The sequence below is a fragment of the Rhizobium sp. WYJ-E13 genome (assembly GCF_018987265.1).
Taxonomy (GTDB): Bacteria; Pseudomonadota; Alphaproteobacteria; order Rhizobiales; family Rhizobiaceae; genus Rhizobium.
On record NZ_CP076853.1, the window covers coordinates 1533853 to 1549446 of the forward strand.

Genomic DNA, 15594 nt, shown 5'->3' on the forward strand with positions numbered 1-15594 from the left:
TCACCTCAGGAAAAATGGCGCAATATCTCGTTCGGATGATAGGCGATCGCATCGGCGCCGTTGGCGATCAACTCATCCACGCTGGCATAGCCCCAAGCAACGCCGATCGCCTTGGCACCGGCAGCCTTTGCCATCTGCATATCGTAGATCGCGTCACCAATGACAATGGCGTCAGCGGCATTCATGCCGGTTTCGTCGCAGCACTCGCTTACCATGGCGGGGTGCGGCTTGGAGGGGCAATCGTCGGCGGTACGTGCGACGACGAAATGTTTGTCGAAGCCGTGCGTCTCCATTACGAGCTTCAGCCCGCGCCGGGACTTGCCGGTGACGGCGCCAATCAGCAGATCCTGGCGCCCACTGATCGCATCGATCATCTCACGAATGCCGGCAAACAGCGGCTCCCGGTAATCGAGATCCTGCCGCACGATCGAAAACAGCGATTTGTAATGCGCCGTCATGTCGATGTCTTCCTGTTCGACATGCGGCTTGCCCTGCATGCGGGCGATGGCGATATCGAGGGTCAGGCCGATGATGGCCTTTGTGTCTTCAAATCGAGGTTCCGGCTTGCCGAATGTCTCGAAGGTGCGGCGCATGGTTTCGTGGATCAGCCCGGCGCTGTCGACCAGCGTGCCGTCGCAATCAAAAAGCGCGAGTTTCATTCACTGTCCCTTTCAGCGCCGGCAAGGTCGAGACCGAGAAGGTTCCAGGTCTGCACCATATGCGGTGGCAGTGGCGCGCTGATGCGCAGGCGCCCGCCCGAGGGGTGCGGGATGTCGATGTGGCGCGCGTGCAGATGCAGCCGCTTCTGGATGCCGCCGGGAAAATCCCAATTCAGATCCTCGTCGAAATATTTCGGATCGCCGATGATCGGGTGGCCGATATGCAGCGCATGAACGCGCAGCTGGTGGGTACGCCCGGTATAGGGCTCCATCTCCAGCCATGCGAGGTTCTGCGCCGCCGTCTCCAGCACGCGATAGTAGGAAATCGCATGATCGGCGCCATCCTCGCCGTGTTTGGCGATGCGCATGCGGTCGCCATCGGCCGTCGGCTCCTTGACGAGCCAGGTCGAGATCTTGTCTTCATGCTTGCGCGGGACGCCTTTGACCAGCGCCCAGTAGGTCTTCTTGGTGTCGCGCTCGCGGAAGGCGGCCGTCAGCTTCTGGGCGGCGCCACGCGTGCGGGCGATGACGAGCACGCCCGACGTATCGCGGTCCAGGCGATGCACGAGGCGAGGCTTCTCGCCCTTCGGGCTGGTCCAGGCTTCGAGCATCTGGTCGATATGCCTGGCGACGCCAGAGCCGCCCTGCACCGCAAGTCCGGGCGGCTTGTTGAGGACGATGACCTTCTCGTCCTCATGCAGCACCATGCGCGAGAGAAGCTCGAAATCGGTCGAATGCTTGAGGTCCTTGCCGGCGATCGGCCCGGACTTCACCTTGGCATCCACGTCGAGCGGCGGTATGCGCACCATCTGGCCGGGCTGCACACGGGCATCCGACTTGACGCGGCCGCCATCGACACGCACCTGGCCGGAACGCAGCAGCTTTTGCAGTGGACCGAAGCCGAGCCCCGGATAGTGGATCTTGAACCAGCGGTCGAGCCGCATGCCCGCTTCATCGGGCTCCACCTTGATGTGTTCTATGCCTGCCATGGAATTCTTTCGGAAAATGTGGGCGCGATCAAAGGCGGCGCCTCTCTTGCCGCTGCCTTTAGAGCATTTTTCAGAAAACGGAAATCGGAATCGAAATCAGAGCAGCACGCGCATCTGGCCGAGGTCGACATAATATCTCAGAAGCGAACCGAGAGCGGCCTGGACCATGCGCTCCCGTCTGTTGCGATTCCAGCCGGCTCTGTACATTTCTTACCATCCGGTAAAATGCGAATGATTTTTTTAATCCGAACGCGAAGGTCGGACCGGTATGACGGGCGCATGACTCAGCTTGTTTCCATATCCGCGAACACCGCTGCCCTTGCCTTCGACACTCTGCGCATTCCGCAGCGCGTGGCGACCGGCACGGCCATACGCGAGGCCCGCAAGATTGCGGAACGCCAGCTCAATCAGAGCGGTGAAGATCCGGAAGAAACCACCAACATCATCCAGAATACGGAAGTCGCGCTTGATCTCATGACCAAGGGCTTTCGCCAGCCGCAGGCCGGCTTGAAGCAGGCCCTGCAGTCTTACGAGGATGTCTGAGATCCAGGTTTTTGCTGGGAGGAGCAAAGCCAACGCATGAGACTGACCCCCGAAAGTTGGACAACAACTTTCGGGGGTCAGTTCGATGTCGCGGGCTTCTGTTTTTCAGCGTTTATTTGCCCTGTGCCGACAGAACATTCAGCACCAGATCGACCTTGCCGGCCTTTTCGAAGGTCAGCGTGACCGGCACCTTGTCCCCCTGCTTGAACGGCGTCTTCACCTTCTGGAACATCAGATGCAGATTGCCGGGCGCAAGCTCGACGGTCTGGCCGGCGGGAATGGCGATCCCGTCCTTGAGTTGGCGCATCTTCATGACGTTGCCCTGCATGGCCATTTCGTGGATCTGCACTTCGCCCGATGTCGGCGAGGTAGCCGAAACTAGGCGGTCGTCGGCTGAACCCGTGTTCTTGACGATAAAGAAGCCGCCACCCACGGGCTGGCCGGGCAGCATCGCCTTGGCGAATCCGCCGGAAATTTCGAGATCGCCGGCCTTCACCACCTCGCTGCCGGCGGCCATGTTCATGGAGCTCATGCCGTTCATGTCCATGCCCTGCATGTTATGATGGTTCTGGGCGAGTGCTGATCCGGCAAAGCCGCAAGCACAAAGAAGGGCTGTCAAACCAAACGTCCTGACAATGTTCATCGATTATCTCCTCGCTTTGCGTCGCGTTAGCCAATTTCGTCCGCAAATGCAAAAGCCCATTTGCCACGCATCGCAACCGGCTTCTTTGAGCCGCGACAAAAATTTGTGCGTCACCGACATTTCGCTTGCCAAGCCCTGCCGCCCCCGGATAATTGCCGCAACCTTGTTGGGAGAAGCCGGTACGCGATACCGGTGCCGAAGGAGCAACCGCCCCGGAAACTCTCAGGCAAAAGGACCACAAGGGGCAGACGGAACTCTGGAGAGAGGCGTTCTCGAAACGTCCGCCGAAGGGATAACAATCTCAGGCACAGGGACAGAGGGGGCTCAAGGAGACAAGGCGCAACCGCGCCTTCAGTTTTGAGCCCGCGCCCGGACTATCCGGCGCAAACCCCGGAGGCGTCGTTTGGACGATACTGCTGCCCTCAAGAAAACCCCGCTTCACGCGCTTCACCTGTCGCTCGGCGCCCGCATGGTGCCCTTCGCAGGTTATGACATGCCGGTGCAATATCCAGCCGGCGTCATGAAGGAGCATCTTCAGACCCGTGCCGCCGCCGGCCTGTTCGATGTCTCCCATATGGGCCAGGTCGTCATCAAGGCGAAGTCCGGCAGGTATGAGGATGTGGCTCTGGCGCTCGAAAGCCTCGTGCCGGTCGATATCCTGGGGCTTGCCGAAGGCCGCCAGCGCTACGGTTATTTCACGGATGAGAATGGCGGTATCCTCGACGACCTGATGATCACCCATCTCGACGACCACCTCTTCGTTGTCGTCAACGCTGCCTGCAAGGAGCAAGATCTCGCGCACTTGCAAAAGCATCTCTCCGATACCTGCGACATCACCCTCCTCGATCGCGCCCTGATCGCGCTCCAAGGCCCGCGCGCCGTGGAAGCGCTTGCCGAACTCTGGGCCGATGTCGCCGCCATGAAATTCATGGACGTGCGCCACTGCCGCCTGCACGATGTTTCCTGTCTCGTCTCGCGTTCGGGTTATTCCGGCGAAGACGGTTTCGAAATCTCCGTTCCCGCCGACAAGGCCGTTGACGTCGCCAACCGGTTGCTCGAGCATCCCGATGTCGAGCCGATCGGCCTTGGCGCCCGTGACTCGCTGCGCCTCGAAGCCGGTCTCTGCCTCTATGGCAACGATATCGACACGACGACCTCGCCGGTCGAAGCCGCCATCGAATGGGGCATGCAGAAGGCTCGCCGCACCGGTGGCGCCCGCGCTGGCGGTTTCCCGGGTGCCGCGCGCATTCTCGGCGAATTGGATAATGGCGTTTCCCGCAAGCGCGTCGGCCTGAAGCCCGAAGGCAAGGCGCCGGTGCGCGGCCATGCCAAGCTCTATGCCGATGCGGAAGGCAAGACCGAGATCGGCGAAGTCACCTCCGGTGGCTTCGGCCCCTCCGTCGAAGGCCCCGTCGCCATGGGCTACGTGCCGGTCTCCCATGCGGGAATAGGCACGCAGATCTATGCCGAGGTGCGCGGCAAGTACCTGCCCGTCACTGTCTCTGCCCTTCCCTTCATTAAGCCGACCTACAAACGCTGACCCCTATTGCGAGAGGATTTTTCCATGCTGAAGTTTACCCAGGAACACGAATGGCTGAAGCTCGAAGGCGATGTCGCGACCGTCGGCATCACCACCTACGCTGTCGAGCAGCTCGGCGACCTCGTTTTCGTGGAACTGCCTGAAGTTGGCGCCACCTTCTCCAAGAACGACGATGCGGCCACCGTCGAATCCGTCAAGGCGGCCTCGGAAGTCTACTGCCCGCTCGATGGCGAGATCGTCGAAGTCAATCCGGCGATCGTTGCCGATCCCTCGCTCGTCAATTCGGATCCTCAAGGGTCTGGCTGGTTCTTCAAGCTCAAGCTGAAGACCCTCTCCGATGTCGACGGCCTGCTCGATGAAGCGGCCTATAAGGAGCTGACTGCGTAATGACGACGCCTACCGAATTCCAGTTCACCGACTATCAGCCCTATGACTTCGCCAATCGCCGTCATATCGGCCCCTCGCCGTCTGAAATGTCGGATATGCTCGGCGTGATCGGCTACAAGAGCCTGGATGCGCTGATCGACGCGACCGTGCCGCCTGCCATCCGCCAGAGGGCGCCGCTCCTCTGGGGCGCACCGATGACGGAGCGCGAAGCGCTCGACAAGCTGCGCGAAACCGCCAACAAGAACAAGGTTCTGACCTCGCTGATCGGCCAGGGCTATTACGGCACGATCACCCCGCCTGTCATCCAGCGCAACATCCTGGAAAACCCGGCCTGGTATACGGCCTATACGCCCTACCAGCCGGAAATTTCGCAGGGCCGCCTCGAAGCGCTGCTGAATTATCAGACGATGATCTGCGACCTCACCGGCCTCGATGTCGCCAACGCCTCGCTGCTCGATGAGGCGACGGCTGCTGCCGAAGCCATGGCCATGGCAGAACGCGTCGCCAAGTCGAAGGCCAAGTCCTTCTTCGTCGATGCCGATTGCCACCCGCAGACGATCGCGCTGATCCGCACCCGCGCCGAACCGCTCGGCTGGAGCGTCATCGTCGGCAATCCCTTCACCGATCTCGATCCGGTCGATGTCTTCGGCGCGATCTTCCAGTATCCGGGCACGCACGGCCATGTGCATGACTATACCGGCCTGATTTCCCGCCTGCACCAGACGGGCGCCATCGCCGTCGTCGCCGCTGATATCCTCTCCCTCACGCTGCTGAAGTCGCCGGGTGAAATGGGTGCCGATATCGCCATCGGTTCCTCGCAGCGTTTCGGCGTTCCGGTTGGTTATGGCGGTCCGCACGCGGCCTACATGTCGGTCAAGGACGTCATCAAGCGCTCCATGCCCGGCCGTCTCGTCGGTGTTTCCGTCGATTCCCGCGGCAACCGCGCCTACCGCCTGTCGCTGCAGACGCGCGAACAGCACATTCGTCGCGAAAAGGCGACGTCGAACATCTGCACCGCGCAGGTCCTGCTCGCCGTCATGGCCTCCATGTACGCCGTCTTCCACGGCCCGAAGGGCATCAAGGCGATTGCCCAGCAGGTCCACCAGAAGGCCGTGCTCATGGCCAAGGGCCTGGAAAAGCTCGGCTACAAGGTCGAGCCGGACACCTTTTTCGACACGATCACCGTCGATGTCGGCCATATGCAGGGCCTCATCCTGCGCGCAGCCGTTGCCGAAGGTGTGAACCTGCGCAAGGTCGGCGAGACGAAGATCGGCATGTCGCTCGACGAGCGCACCCGTCCGGCAACGCTGGAAGCCGTATGGCGCGCCTTCGGCGGCAATTTCCAGATCGCCGATTTCGAGCCCTCCTATCGCCTGCCGAAAGATCTGCTGCGCACCAGCGAATACCTGACGCATCCGATCTTCCACATGAACCGCGCCGAAAGCGAAATGACCCGCTACATCCGCCGGCTCTCCGACCGCGATCTGGCTCTCGACCGCTCGATGATCCCGCTCGGCTCCTGCACGATGAAGCTGAACGCGACGGCAGAAATGCTGCCGATCACCTGGCCGGAATTTTCCGATATCCATCCTTTCGTGCCGGACGACCAGGCGCTCGGCTATCGCGAAATGATCGATGACCTGACGGAAAAGCTCTGCGCCGTCACCGGCTACGACGCCTTCTCCATGCAGCCGAATTCCGGTGCGCAGGGCGAATATGCCGGCCTCTTGACCATCCGCAACTACCACATGGCCGACGGCCAGGGTCACCGCGACGTCTGCCTCATCCCGACCTCCGCGCACGGCACCAATCCGGCCTCGGCCCAGATGGCCGGCATGAAGGTCGTCGTCGTCAAGGTCCGTGAAAATGGCGATATCGACCTCGACGATTTCCGCGCCAAGGCGGAAGAACATGCGGCAAACCTGTCCTGCTGCATGATCACCTATCCGTCGACGCATGGCGTCTTCGAGGAAACCGTCAAGGAAATCTGCGACCTCGTGCATCAGCACGGCGGCCAGGTCTATCTCGACGGCGCCAACATGAACGCCATGGTCGGCCTGTCCCGCCCCGGTGACATCGGCTCTGATGTCTCGCACCTCAACCTGCACAAGACCTTCTGCATCCCGCATGGCGGCGGCGGTCCGGGCATGGGTCCGATCGGCGTCAAGTCGCATCTGGCACCCCACCTGCCCGGCCATCCGGAAACCGATGGCCGTTCGGGCGCGGTTTCGGCAGCAGCTTTCGGTTCGGCCTCCATCCTGCCGATCTCCTGGAGCTACTGCCTGATGATGGGCGGCGAAGGCCTGACGCAGGCAACGAAGGTGGCGATCCTCAACGCCAACTACATCGCTGCCCGCCTCAAGGGCGCTTACGACGTGCTCTACAAGTCGGCTGCCGGTCGTGTGGCGCATGAATGCATCATCGACACGCGGCCGCTGGTCGACAGCGCCGGCGTCACCGTCGATGACGTCGCCAAGCGCCTGATCGACTGCGGCTTCCACGCACCGACCATGAGCTGGCCGGTTGCCGGCACGCTGATGATCGAGCCGACCGAGTCCGAAACCAAAGCCGAACTCGATCGCTTCTGCGAAGCCATGCTGGCGATCCGTCAGGAAGCCCGCGACATAGAGGAAGGCCGTTCGGACAAGCTGAACAACCCGCTGAAGAATGCCCCGCACACGGTGGAAGACCTCGTCGGCGAATGGGATCGCCCCTATTCGCGCGAACAGGCCTGCTTCCCGCCCGGCGCTTTCCGCGTGGACAAGTACTGGTCGCCGGTCAACCGCGTCGACAACGTCTATGGCGACCGCAACCTGATCTGCACCTGCCCGCCTGTCGAGGCGTACGCGGAGGCAGCCGAATAGCAGTCGGCCAGACGTCCAACCCAGAGCAATCCAAGCCCCTTCCATCATGGGAGGGGCTTTCCTAATTCTGATAGAGAATACGCGAAGAAAGGTCACACCAAATGCCCCAGGATCAAAGCGAAGCAAGAATGCAGGCGCCCTGGTCGAAGCCTGTGCTCATCGCCCTCGAAGAGCCCGGCAAATATATGAGCATCGATACCACTCAGTCCGCGTCCTGGGCGATGATCGAGGACTGGCCGACGGAGGATGGAGCCGCACTCGACCAGGCGCTGCTGATCTGCGCCGACGTCATCAAGGGCAAGCGCAACGGTGAGGACGCGCGCAAGGCGTTCATCGCCGCCGCAGTCGAAGCGGGTCTCGATATCAAGAGCTGAATGGAGCCAGTCGGTAAAGAGCCGCATGGATGGATGATGCGCGGCTATGCATTCCAGACGATGAAAGAACGCCGGCAGACTTTTTCGGGGTCGTCATTGGGATCGGTGAACCATTTTCGGTTTGCTGCGTAATTATCGTTGCTGGCTATTGCAAAACCAGCAGGGAGAAGGGTTGCCTGCCCCTGTACCGGGCGCTCTTCTCCTCTATCACCACGGTAGCCGGCGAGATCCGCCTGAAGATGGACACGCTCGACCTTTTGCGTGCGCTTGCCGGCGACGCGAGCATCAGCACCGGCCCCGCTTGGCGGGTAGCGGCACGGCAGCTCATCGATATCCTGATTGCAGGTATGGGAGCCGGTCCCTGAAGCCTGCGTGCCATCTCGATACAGTCGTCTCAGATTCCCTCGCCTTTCGCTAACCGAAGCCGTTCAGTATTCCCTAAACCCTTGCCGGTAAAACGCTTGTTGTCCGGAAACAGGGAAACGGTCGATGAGCATTTCTGCAATCACGCATACGGCTCTTTCGGGAATGCTGGCGCAGACGACGCGCGCTGGCGCAATCGCCGACAACGTCGCCAATGCGAGCACACCGGGCTACGGCCGGCTGAACACCAGTTTCCAGTCCGTCGAACCTTCGGGCGTTACGGCAAGCGTTGCCGAGACGGATCAGGGTGTGGATTTTGCGACTGAGCTCACCGATCTCATCGAGACTGAACAGAGCTACAAGGCGAATGCTGCGGTCTTCGAGACCGGTGCCGATCTATGGGACGTGCTGATGAGCATCAAGCGTGACTAAAGCGCACTTGCCCCTTTTCAGGCAGACAATTCTTTAAACGATCGAATAGGCTACCGAACCCAGCGCTACGGCACCGAAGGCGAGCAGCATATAGCTCGTCGCGCGGCCGACTTTGGCCGTGAAATCGGCCGAGAGCCGGTCCCTTGCAAGGCTGACGGCACCGCTGAGGCAGAACCACCACAATAGCGATCCGAGGAAGACGCCCGAGACGATGGCAGCCGAACTGAAGCGGCGTGTTTCCTCGGTCAGGCCCAGGCCGGCAAACAGCGCGCCGAAGGAAAGGATCGTCGCCGGATTGGAAATGGTCAGCAGGAAGGTCGAAATGGTCGTGTGCAGGAAGTCGGCCGCGTCGATCTTCGCCGCCTTTACCTTCCCTCTGTTCTCCAGTCCCCGAAAGCCGAGCCAGAGCAGCATCAGCCCGCCGCCGAGCGCCAAGGGAATGGTGGCCATCGACATGGTCTCGGAGAAGACCGCAAGCCCGGCGACAGCGACCAGCGCGTAGCTCGCGTCACCGAGGGCAGTCCCGAGCCCGCCGGAAAAGCCGTACCAGAAACCTTTCTCGATGCTTCTGTTGATGCAGAGCGTTCCGATCGGCCCGAGCGGCGCGGTGATGATGACACCCAGGAGGGCGCCTTTCAGGAACAGAAAGAGCATTGTCCGCTTTTCTTCTTGGTCGCTTGTCGGTCTCGGACAGGCTCGTCTAAATCAAAAGGCCGCCAATTATGGCGGCCATCAGGCAAATTCAACGGAAAAATGCTTAATGCTGTGCGGGAACTACTGCATCGCCGCGTGCGGCAAGAGCTGCGAGATCAGCGGGTTTCAGTTCGACGGATTCGCCGCAGCCGCAGGCCGATGTCTGGTTCGGATTGGTGAAGGTAAAACCAGAGCGCAGCGTGGTGGTTTCAAAGCCGAGTTCGGTGCCGAGCAGATAGAGAACGGCCGACGGCTCGATCCAGACTTTAGCACCATCGCGCTCGATCAGGTCGTCCTTGGCATTGGGCTCGGTCACCATGTCGATGGTATATTCCATCCCGGCGCAGCCGCCCTTCTTGATGCCGACGCGAATGCCCTTGGCATCCGGTCCGCCATTTTCGACGATCGCCTTCACGCGGTCCGCGGCAGCTGTCGTCATGCTCATCACTGCAAAGCCCATGGGCTCTTTCTCCTTCCACAACCGGGGTCAAGATCCGGTGCTTCGTGATTCAAATGTAAGGCGATCACCTTAATGGATCAATACCAGCCAACCGCGACCTGCGCCTCTTCGGACATCCGGTCCGGCGTCCACGGCGGATCGAAGGTCATGGAAACCTCGACACCCGAAACGCCTTCGACGGCGCCGACAGCGTTTTCCACCCAGCCCGGCATCTCGCCGGCAACTGGGCAGCCAGGCGCGGTTAGCGTCATGACGATCTTGACCATGCGGTCGTCTTCGATATCGATCTTGTAAACGAGGCCGAGCTCGAAGATATCAGCCGGAATTTCCGGGTCGTAGACGGTCTTGAGAGCGCCGATCACGTCGTCGCTGAGCCGCGCCAGTTCCGCCTCGGGAATGCTGGAATGCACGATGCCTTCGCGCACGTCGATCTTCTCTTCATCCAGACTCATGGCTTCTTCCTCAAGCAAAGAACTTGCGCGCATAGTCGAGCGCATCGGCCAGCGCATCCACTTCGGCGCGGGTATTATACATGCCGAAGGATGCCCGGCATGTGGAGGTCACGCCGAAGCGTTTCAAGAGCGGCATGGCGCAATGCGTGCCGGCGCGAACGGCAACACCCTGGCGGTCGATCACCATCGAGACGTCATGGGCATGGATGCCCGCAAGCTCGAAGGAGAAGATCGCGCCCTTGCCTGGCGCATTGCCGAAGATGCGTAGCGAATTAATCGCCTTGAGCCGCTCTTCGGCATAAACAGTCAGATCTGCCTCATGGGCTGCGATATTCTCGCGGCCGATCTTTTCCATATAGTCGAGCGCATAGCCGAGCCCGATCGCCTGCACGATCGGCGGCGTACCGGCCTCGAAACGGTGCGGCGGATCGTTGTAGGTGACGATGTCCTCGCTCACCTCGAAGATCATCTCGCCGCCCCCCTGGAACGGCCGCATCTCCTTCAGCCGGTCCTTCTTGCCGTAGAGCACGCCGATGCCAGAGGGGCCATAGAGCTTGTGGCCCGTCATGACATACCAGTCGCAATCGATATCCCGCACGTCGACCGGCAGATGCACGGCGCCCTGCGAACCGTCGATCAGCACGGGAATGCCGCGCTCATGAGCGATGCGGCAGACTTCCTTGACCGGAACGATCGTGCCGAGCGCATTCGACATATGGGTGATCGCGACGAGCTTGGTCCTGTCGGTCAGGCTCTTTTCGAAATCCTCGATATGGAAAGCGCCCTCGTCATCGACAGGCACCCAGAGGAGCTTGGCGCCCTGCCTCTCCCGAATGAAATGCCATGGCACGATGTTGGAGTGGTGCTCCATGATCGTCAGCACGATCTCGTCGCCCTCGCCAATGTTCGGCATGCCCCAGCCGTAGGCGACGGTGTTGATCGCCTCGGTCGAGTTCTTGGTGAAGACGATCTCGTTTACCGAAGGCGCGTTCAGGAAGCGGCGCACCTTTTCGCGCGACGCTTCATAGGCTTCCGTCGCCGCATTGGAGAGGTAGTGAAGGCCGCGATGCACATTGGCATATTCATGGCTGTAGGCATGCGAGATAGAGTCGATCACCGCCTGCGGCTTCTGGGCGGAAGCACCGTTGTCCAGATAGACCAGCGGCTTGCCATGCACCTTCTCCGCAAGGATCGGGAAATCCCTGCGGATGGCTTCGACATCATAGGCGGTTGCCGGTACGATCTTGTCCATGGCGCTTTCCGATCAGGCGTGCTTTTCCAGCCAGGCCGAGATGACGCCTTCCAGCGCCTCGACCAAGGCTTCGTCTTCCAGTTCCTCGACGATCTCGGCAACGAAGGCATTGACGAGCATGGCGCGTGCCTTGTTCTCCGGAATACCGCGAGCCATCAGGTAGTAGAGATGGTTGTGGTCGATATCGGCAACCGTGGCACCATGGCCGCACTGCACGTCGTCGGCGAAGATCTCGAGCTCGGGCTTGACCGAAAACTCGGCATCGTCGGACATCAGCAGCGTGTTGCAGGCCATCTTGGCATCGGTCTTCTGGGCATCGGGCGCAACCCGGATCATGCCCTGGAAGACGCCCTTGGCGCGGTCGAAGACCACGTTGCGGATCACCTCCGTCGAGCCGGTGTGCGGCACATCGTGGCCAAGCACCATCGTCACGTCGGTATGCGTGTCCGCGCCGAGCAGATTGATGCCGCGCAGCGTCAGATCGGCGCCCTCGCCCGTCACCTTGATATTCAGCTCTTGGCGCACCAGCTTGCCGCCGGCATTGATGACGAAGAGCTTCAGTTTGGTGTCAGCGCCGAGATCGATGCGGATCTGGCCGAGATGCGTGTCCTCTGTGCCCTGCTGCTGCACGATGATCCAGGTCAGCTCCGTGCCCTGTCCGACCGTGATGTCGCTGACATGCGACACGAGTGCGGCATCGTCAGTCACCGAGCGGTGACGCTCGATCACGACGCCCTTCACGTTTGCGCCGAAGCTGACCGGCAGGCGGGTATGAATATCGCCGCCGGCATGCACGAACTGGATTTCCAGCGGCTCTTCGAGCTCGGTACCATCAAGCACATCGATCACATAGCCGTCCTTGACGAAGCTGCCATTGATGCGGCCGATTGCATCGTCACGGCCAAGCGCGTCGAGTCCTTCGACAGCCGAACCATCGGTCAGCTTTTCGGAATAAACGGAAACCGCGAGATCGCCGACTGAGGCCTTGTTGGCGGCCTTGCCCTGGATAACGGCAAGAACCGGAGAGCCGTCGACCAGCGGCTCCAGCGCTTCAGAGCCGGCATCGCCTGCCTGAGCCGGAACGCTGCGCAGCAGGTTCTTCAGGTCCGTATAGTGCCAGGCCTCGATGCGGCGCGTCGGCAGACCTTCCTTCTTGAGGTCGTCGAGCAGCCGGTCGCGCAGCGCAGTCACTGCACCATTGCCTGGCAGTTCGCCGATCTGCTGATTGAACGCTTCGATCAGCGCCGATTCGGCCGCAGTCAGGCGGCTCGTCGTTTGCATGTTCATGGACGTCGTCCTTTCCGCCACGCTCAGGCTGCGGCGCCGATGATGTCGGCGTAACCGTTGGCTTCCAGCTCATGGGCCAGCGTCTTGTCGCCGGACTTGATCACCTGGCCCTTATAGAGAACGTGGACAGTGTCCGGCACGATGTAATCGAGCAGGCGCTGGTAGTGGGTGATGACGATGACGGCGCGGTCAGGCGAACGCAGCGCGTTGACGCCGTCGGCAACGATCTTCAGCGCGTCGATGTCGAGGCCGGAGTCGGTTTCGTCGAGCACGCAAAGCTTCGGCTCAAGCAGCGCCATCTGCAGGATCTCGGCGCGCTTCTTCTCACCACCGGAGAAGCCGACGTTCAGCGGGCGCTTCAGCATCTCGGTATTGATCTGCAGCTTGCCGGCAGCGTCCTTGACCCGGCGCATGAAATCCGGCGTCGTCAGCTCATCTTCGCCGCGCGCCTTGCGCTGCTCGTTCATCGCTACCTTCAGGAACTGCATGGTGGCAACTCCCGGAATTTCGACCGGGTACTGGAAGGCGAGGAAGACGCCCTTGGCGGCGCGCTCAGCCGGATCGAGCTCAAGAATGCTCTCGCCATTATAGAGGATGTCGCCCTCGGTCACTTCATAGTCTTCACGACCGGACAGCACATAGGAGAGCGTCGACTTGCCAGAGCCGTTCGGCCCCATGATGGCGGCAACTTCCCCGGCTTTCACCGTCAGGTTCAAACCACGGATAATCTCGGTGCCATCTTCGGCGATGCGGGCATGAAGGTTCTTGATTTCAAGCATCTTTGGTTCCTGCGTTTCTCTGCGCAGCTCACTCAGAGCCTCGCGTAATTCGTAAGGGCGTTACCTGTGGCGCTCGGCGCTATCGCCAGAAGCAAATTGCGGCGAAAACCGCGCTCGCTACGAGCCGAAGCCATTCGACATAACCGGGATAGCCAGAATGGCCTCTCCCGGTTTTTCCACGCGCTGCCGGAGAAACACATAGGGCTGCTCCGGCGGCTTTTCTGTCTTGTATTCCTGTTCGCGGGGGCGAATTTTCGCCAATACCTCCCCGCGCATGTCAGCCAGACGTTCAAGAATTCGCTTCTTGTCCGCCTCGCTCATATCAGCCGACCGAGCCTTCGAGCGAGATGCTGATCAGCTTCTGCGCCTCGACGGCGAATTCCATCGGCAGCTCCTGCAGGACCTCCTTGACGAAGCCGTTGACGATCAGCGCGATCGCCGCCTCGGTCGGGATGCCGCGTTGCAGGCAGTAGAACAACTGGTCTTCCGAGATCTTCGAGGTGGTTGCCTCGTGTTCGAACTGCGCCGTCGAATTCTTTGCCTCGATGTAGGGCACCGTATGGGCGCCGCACTTGTCGCCGATCAGCAGCGAGTCGCACTGCGTGAAGTTGCGCGCGTTCGACGCCTTGCGGTGGGCCGAAACCTGGCCGCGATAGGTGTTGTTGGAAACACCGGCGGCAATACCCTTGGAGACGATGCGGCTCGACGTGTTCTTGCCAAGATGGATCATCTTGGTGCCGCTGTCGATCTGCTGATGGCCGTTGGAAACGGCGATCGAGTAGAACTCGCCTCTGGAGTCATCGCCGCGCAGGATGCAGGACGGATACTTCCAGGTAATCGCCGAACCGGTCTCGACCTGCGTCCAGGAGATCTTCGAACGGTCGCCGCGGCAATCGCCACGCTTGGTGACGAAGTTGTAGATGCCGCCCTTGCCGTCCTTGTCGCCCGGATACCAGTTCTGGACCGTCGAATACTTGATCTCGGCATCGTCGAGCGCGACGAGCTCGACCACGGCCGCGTGCAACTGGTTTTCATCGCGCTGCGGTGCGGTGCAGCCCTCGAGATAGGAGACATAAGCGCCTTCCTCGGCGATGATCAGCGTGCGCTCGAACTGGCCGGTATTCTTCTCGTTGATGCGGAAATAGGTGGAAAGCTCCATCGGGCACCGCACACCCTTCGGCACGAAGACGAAGGAGCCGTCGGTGAAGACAGCCGAGTTCAGCGTCGCATAATAGTTGTCGGTCGTCGGAACGACGGAGCCGAGATACTTGCGCACGAGATCGGGATGCTCGCGGATGGCTTCCGAGATCGACATGAAGATCACGCCGGCCTTCTTCAGCTCTTCCTTGAAGGTCGTCACGACGGAAACCGAATCGAACACCGCATCGACGGCAATCTTCGGCTTCTCGACGCCGGCGAGGATCTCCTGTTCCTTCAGCGGAATGCCGAGCTTCTCATAGACCTTGAGGATTTCAGGGTCGACCTCATCAAGCGATTTCGGACCCGGCGTGCTCTTCGGCGCCGCGTAATAGTGGATCGCGTTGAAATCGATCTTCGGATAGTCGACGCGCGCCCATGTGGGCTCGTCCAACGTCTGCCAGCGCTTGTAGGCTTCCAGGCGCCATTCGAGCATCCATTCCGGCTCCTGCTTCTTGGCAGAGATCAGGCGGATGATGTCTTCGGAAAGGCCCTTGGGTGCCTTGTCCATTTCGATGACGGTTTCAAAACCGTATTTATACTGGTCCACGTCGATCTGACGGACGCGATCGACTGTTTCCTGGACTGCAGCCATGTCGTTCTCCAATCTCGCCGGAGAAAAGGTCCGGCAGCTTGTCGTGCGGGCAATTTTCTTTTGCCCCTGATATAAGTGGCCAAAA

The 15594-nt window shown here is 60.7% G+C and carries 16 protein-coding genes, 2 pseudogenes and 1 riboswitch; of the genes and pseudogenes, 7 read left to right on the forward strand and 11 right to left on the reverse strand.

From position 1 onward, the window contains the following. Positions 1–5: 5 nt before the first annotated feature. Entirely contained in the window at positions 6–659 is a 654-nt protein-coding gene (locus KQ933_RS07705) for an HAD-IA family hydrolase (RefSeq protein ID WP_216758128.1), read from the reverse strand. Then, positions 656–1648: an RluA family pseudouridine synthase gene (locus KQ933_RS07710; protein WP_216758129.1), complete on the reverse strand. Its 993-nt coding sequence runs from the start codon at positions 1646–1648 to the stop codon at positions 656–658. Before KQ933_RS07710 ends, KQ933_RS07705 begins: the two co-directional genes overlap by 4 nt. A 279-nt stretch (positions 1649–1927) precedes the next feature. Here KQ933_RS07710 and KQ933_RS07715 point away from each other — a divergent pair, with 279 nt between their 5' ends. Further along, positions 1928–2191: a hypothetical protein gene (locus KQ933_RS07715; protein ID WP_216758130.1), complete on the forward strand. Its 264-nt coding sequence runs from the start codon at positions 1928–1930 to the stop codon at positions 2189–2191. Positions 2192–2303: 112 nt separating this feature from the next. On the opposite strand, the pseudogene KQ933_RS07720 reads toward KQ933_RS07715, so the two are convergent. Beyond that, positions 2304–2759, reverse strand: a pseudogene (locus tag KQ933_RS07720) (copper chaperone PCu(A)C); the annotation flags it as partial. Positions 2760–2990: 231 nt separating this feature from the next. Next, positions 2991–3082: riboswitch (glycine riboswitch) on the forward strand. A 155-nt stretch (positions 3083–3237) separates the two neighbouring features. Here KQ933_RS07720 and gcvT point away from each other — a divergent pair. The 6 genes and pseudogenes from gcvT to KQ933_RS07750 all read left to right on the forward strand — a co-directional run bounded on the left by gcvT (position 3238) and on the right by KQ933_RS07750 (position 8794). Further along, the gene (gene gcvT, locus KQ933_RS07725) at positions 3238–4374 is read left to right on the forward strand and encodes a glycine cleavage system aminomethyltransferase GcvT (RefSeq protein ID WP_216758134.1); all 1137 of its coding nucleotides are present in this window, start codon (positions 3238–3240) and stop codon (positions 4372–4374) included. Positions 4375–4398: 24 nt separating this feature from the next. Continuing rightward, the gene (gcvH, locus tag KQ933_RS07730; protein ID WP_216758135.1) at positions 4399–4761 is read left to right on the forward strand and encodes a glycine cleavage system protein GcvH; all 363 of its coding nucleotides are present in this window, start codon (positions 4399–4401) and stop codon (positions 4759–4761) included. Next, a complete protein-coding gene (gene gcvP / locus KQ933_RS07735; protein WP_216758137.1) occupies positions 4761–7625 on the forward strand; it encodes an aminomethyl-transferring glycine dehydrogenase in 2865 nt (954 codons plus the stop codon). Before gcvH ends, gcvP begins: the two co-directional genes overlap by 1 nt. A gap of 128 nt (positions 7626–7753) precedes the next feature. Continuing rightward, entirely contained in the window at positions 7754–7999 is a 246-nt protein-coding gene (locus tag KQ933_RS07740; RefSeq protein WP_216758837.1) for a DUF982 domain-containing protein, read from the forward strand. Between the two features lie 221 nt (positions 8000–8220). After that, a pseudogene (locus KQ933_RS33805) lies at positions 8221–8364 on the forward strand (TetR family transcriptional regulator); the annotation flags it as partial. A gap of 124 nt (positions 8365–8488) precedes the next feature. Next, positions 8489–8794, forward strand: a complete 306-nt coding sequence (locus KQ933_RS07750; RefSeq protein ID WP_216758139.1) for a flagellar basal body protein — start codon at positions 8489–8491, stop codon at positions 8792–8794. Between the two features lie 33 nt (positions 8795–8827). Here the strand turns inward: KQ933_RS07750 and KQ933_RS07755 are convergent, their stop codons facing one another. From KQ933_RS07755 to sufB, 8 genes are all read right to left on the reverse strand, one after another. Beyond that, positions 8828–9448 carry a LysE family translocator gene (locus KQ933_RS07755; RefSeq protein ID WP_183804703.1) on the reverse strand — a complete coding sequence of 207 codons (621 nt, stop codon included), beginning with the start codon at positions 9446–9448 and terminating at the stop codon, positions 8828–8830. 103 nt (positions 9449–9551) lie between these two features. Beyond that, positions 9552–9947, reverse strand: coding sequence for a Fe-S cluster assembly scaffold SufA (sufA, locus tag KQ933_RS07760; protein ID WP_183804701.1), 396 nt, complete (start codon positions 9945–9947; stop codon positions 9552–9554). 77 nt (positions 9948–10024) lie between these two features. Then, positions 10025–10399, reverse strand: a complete 375-nt coding sequence (locus tag KQ933_RS07765; protein ID WP_216758140.1) for an SUF system Fe-S cluster assembly protein — start codon at positions 10397–10399, stop codon at positions 10025–10027. Between the two features lie 10 nt (positions 10400–10409). Next, positions 10410–11651 (reverse strand): cysteine desulfurase, encoded by a 1242-nt coding sequence (locus KQ933_RS07770; RefSeq protein ID WP_216758142.1) that lies wholly within the window; start codon positions 11649–11651, stop codon positions 10410–10412. A gap of 12 nt (positions 11652–11663) precedes the next feature. Beyond that, positions 11664–12938 carry a Fe-S cluster assembly protein SufD gene (gene sufD, locus KQ933_RS07775; RefSeq protein WP_216758144.1) on the reverse strand — a complete coding sequence of 425 codons (1275 nt, stop codon included), beginning with the start codon at positions 12936–12938 and terminating at the stop codon, positions 11664–11666. A gap of 23 nt (positions 12939–12961) precedes the next feature. After that, positions 12962–13717: a Fe-S cluster assembly ATPase SufC gene (gene sufC / locus KQ933_RS07780; RefSeq protein ID WP_216758146.1), complete on the reverse strand. Its 756-nt coding sequence runs from the start codon at positions 13715–13717 to the stop codon at positions 12962–12964. 117 nt (positions 13718–13834) lie between these two features. Continuing rightward, a complete protein-coding gene (locus tag KQ933_RS07785) occupies positions 13835–14038 on the reverse strand; it encodes a hypothetical protein (protein WP_216758147.1) in 204 nt (67 codons plus the stop codon). 1 nt (position 14039) lies between these two features. Further along, the gene (gene sufB / locus KQ933_RS07790) at positions 14040–15509 is read right to left on the reverse strand and encodes a Fe-S cluster assembly protein SufB (protein WP_216758148.1); all 1470 of its coding nucleotides are present in this window, start codon (positions 15507–15509) and stop codon (positions 14040–14042) included. Positions 15510–15594: the final 85 nt, after the last annotated feature.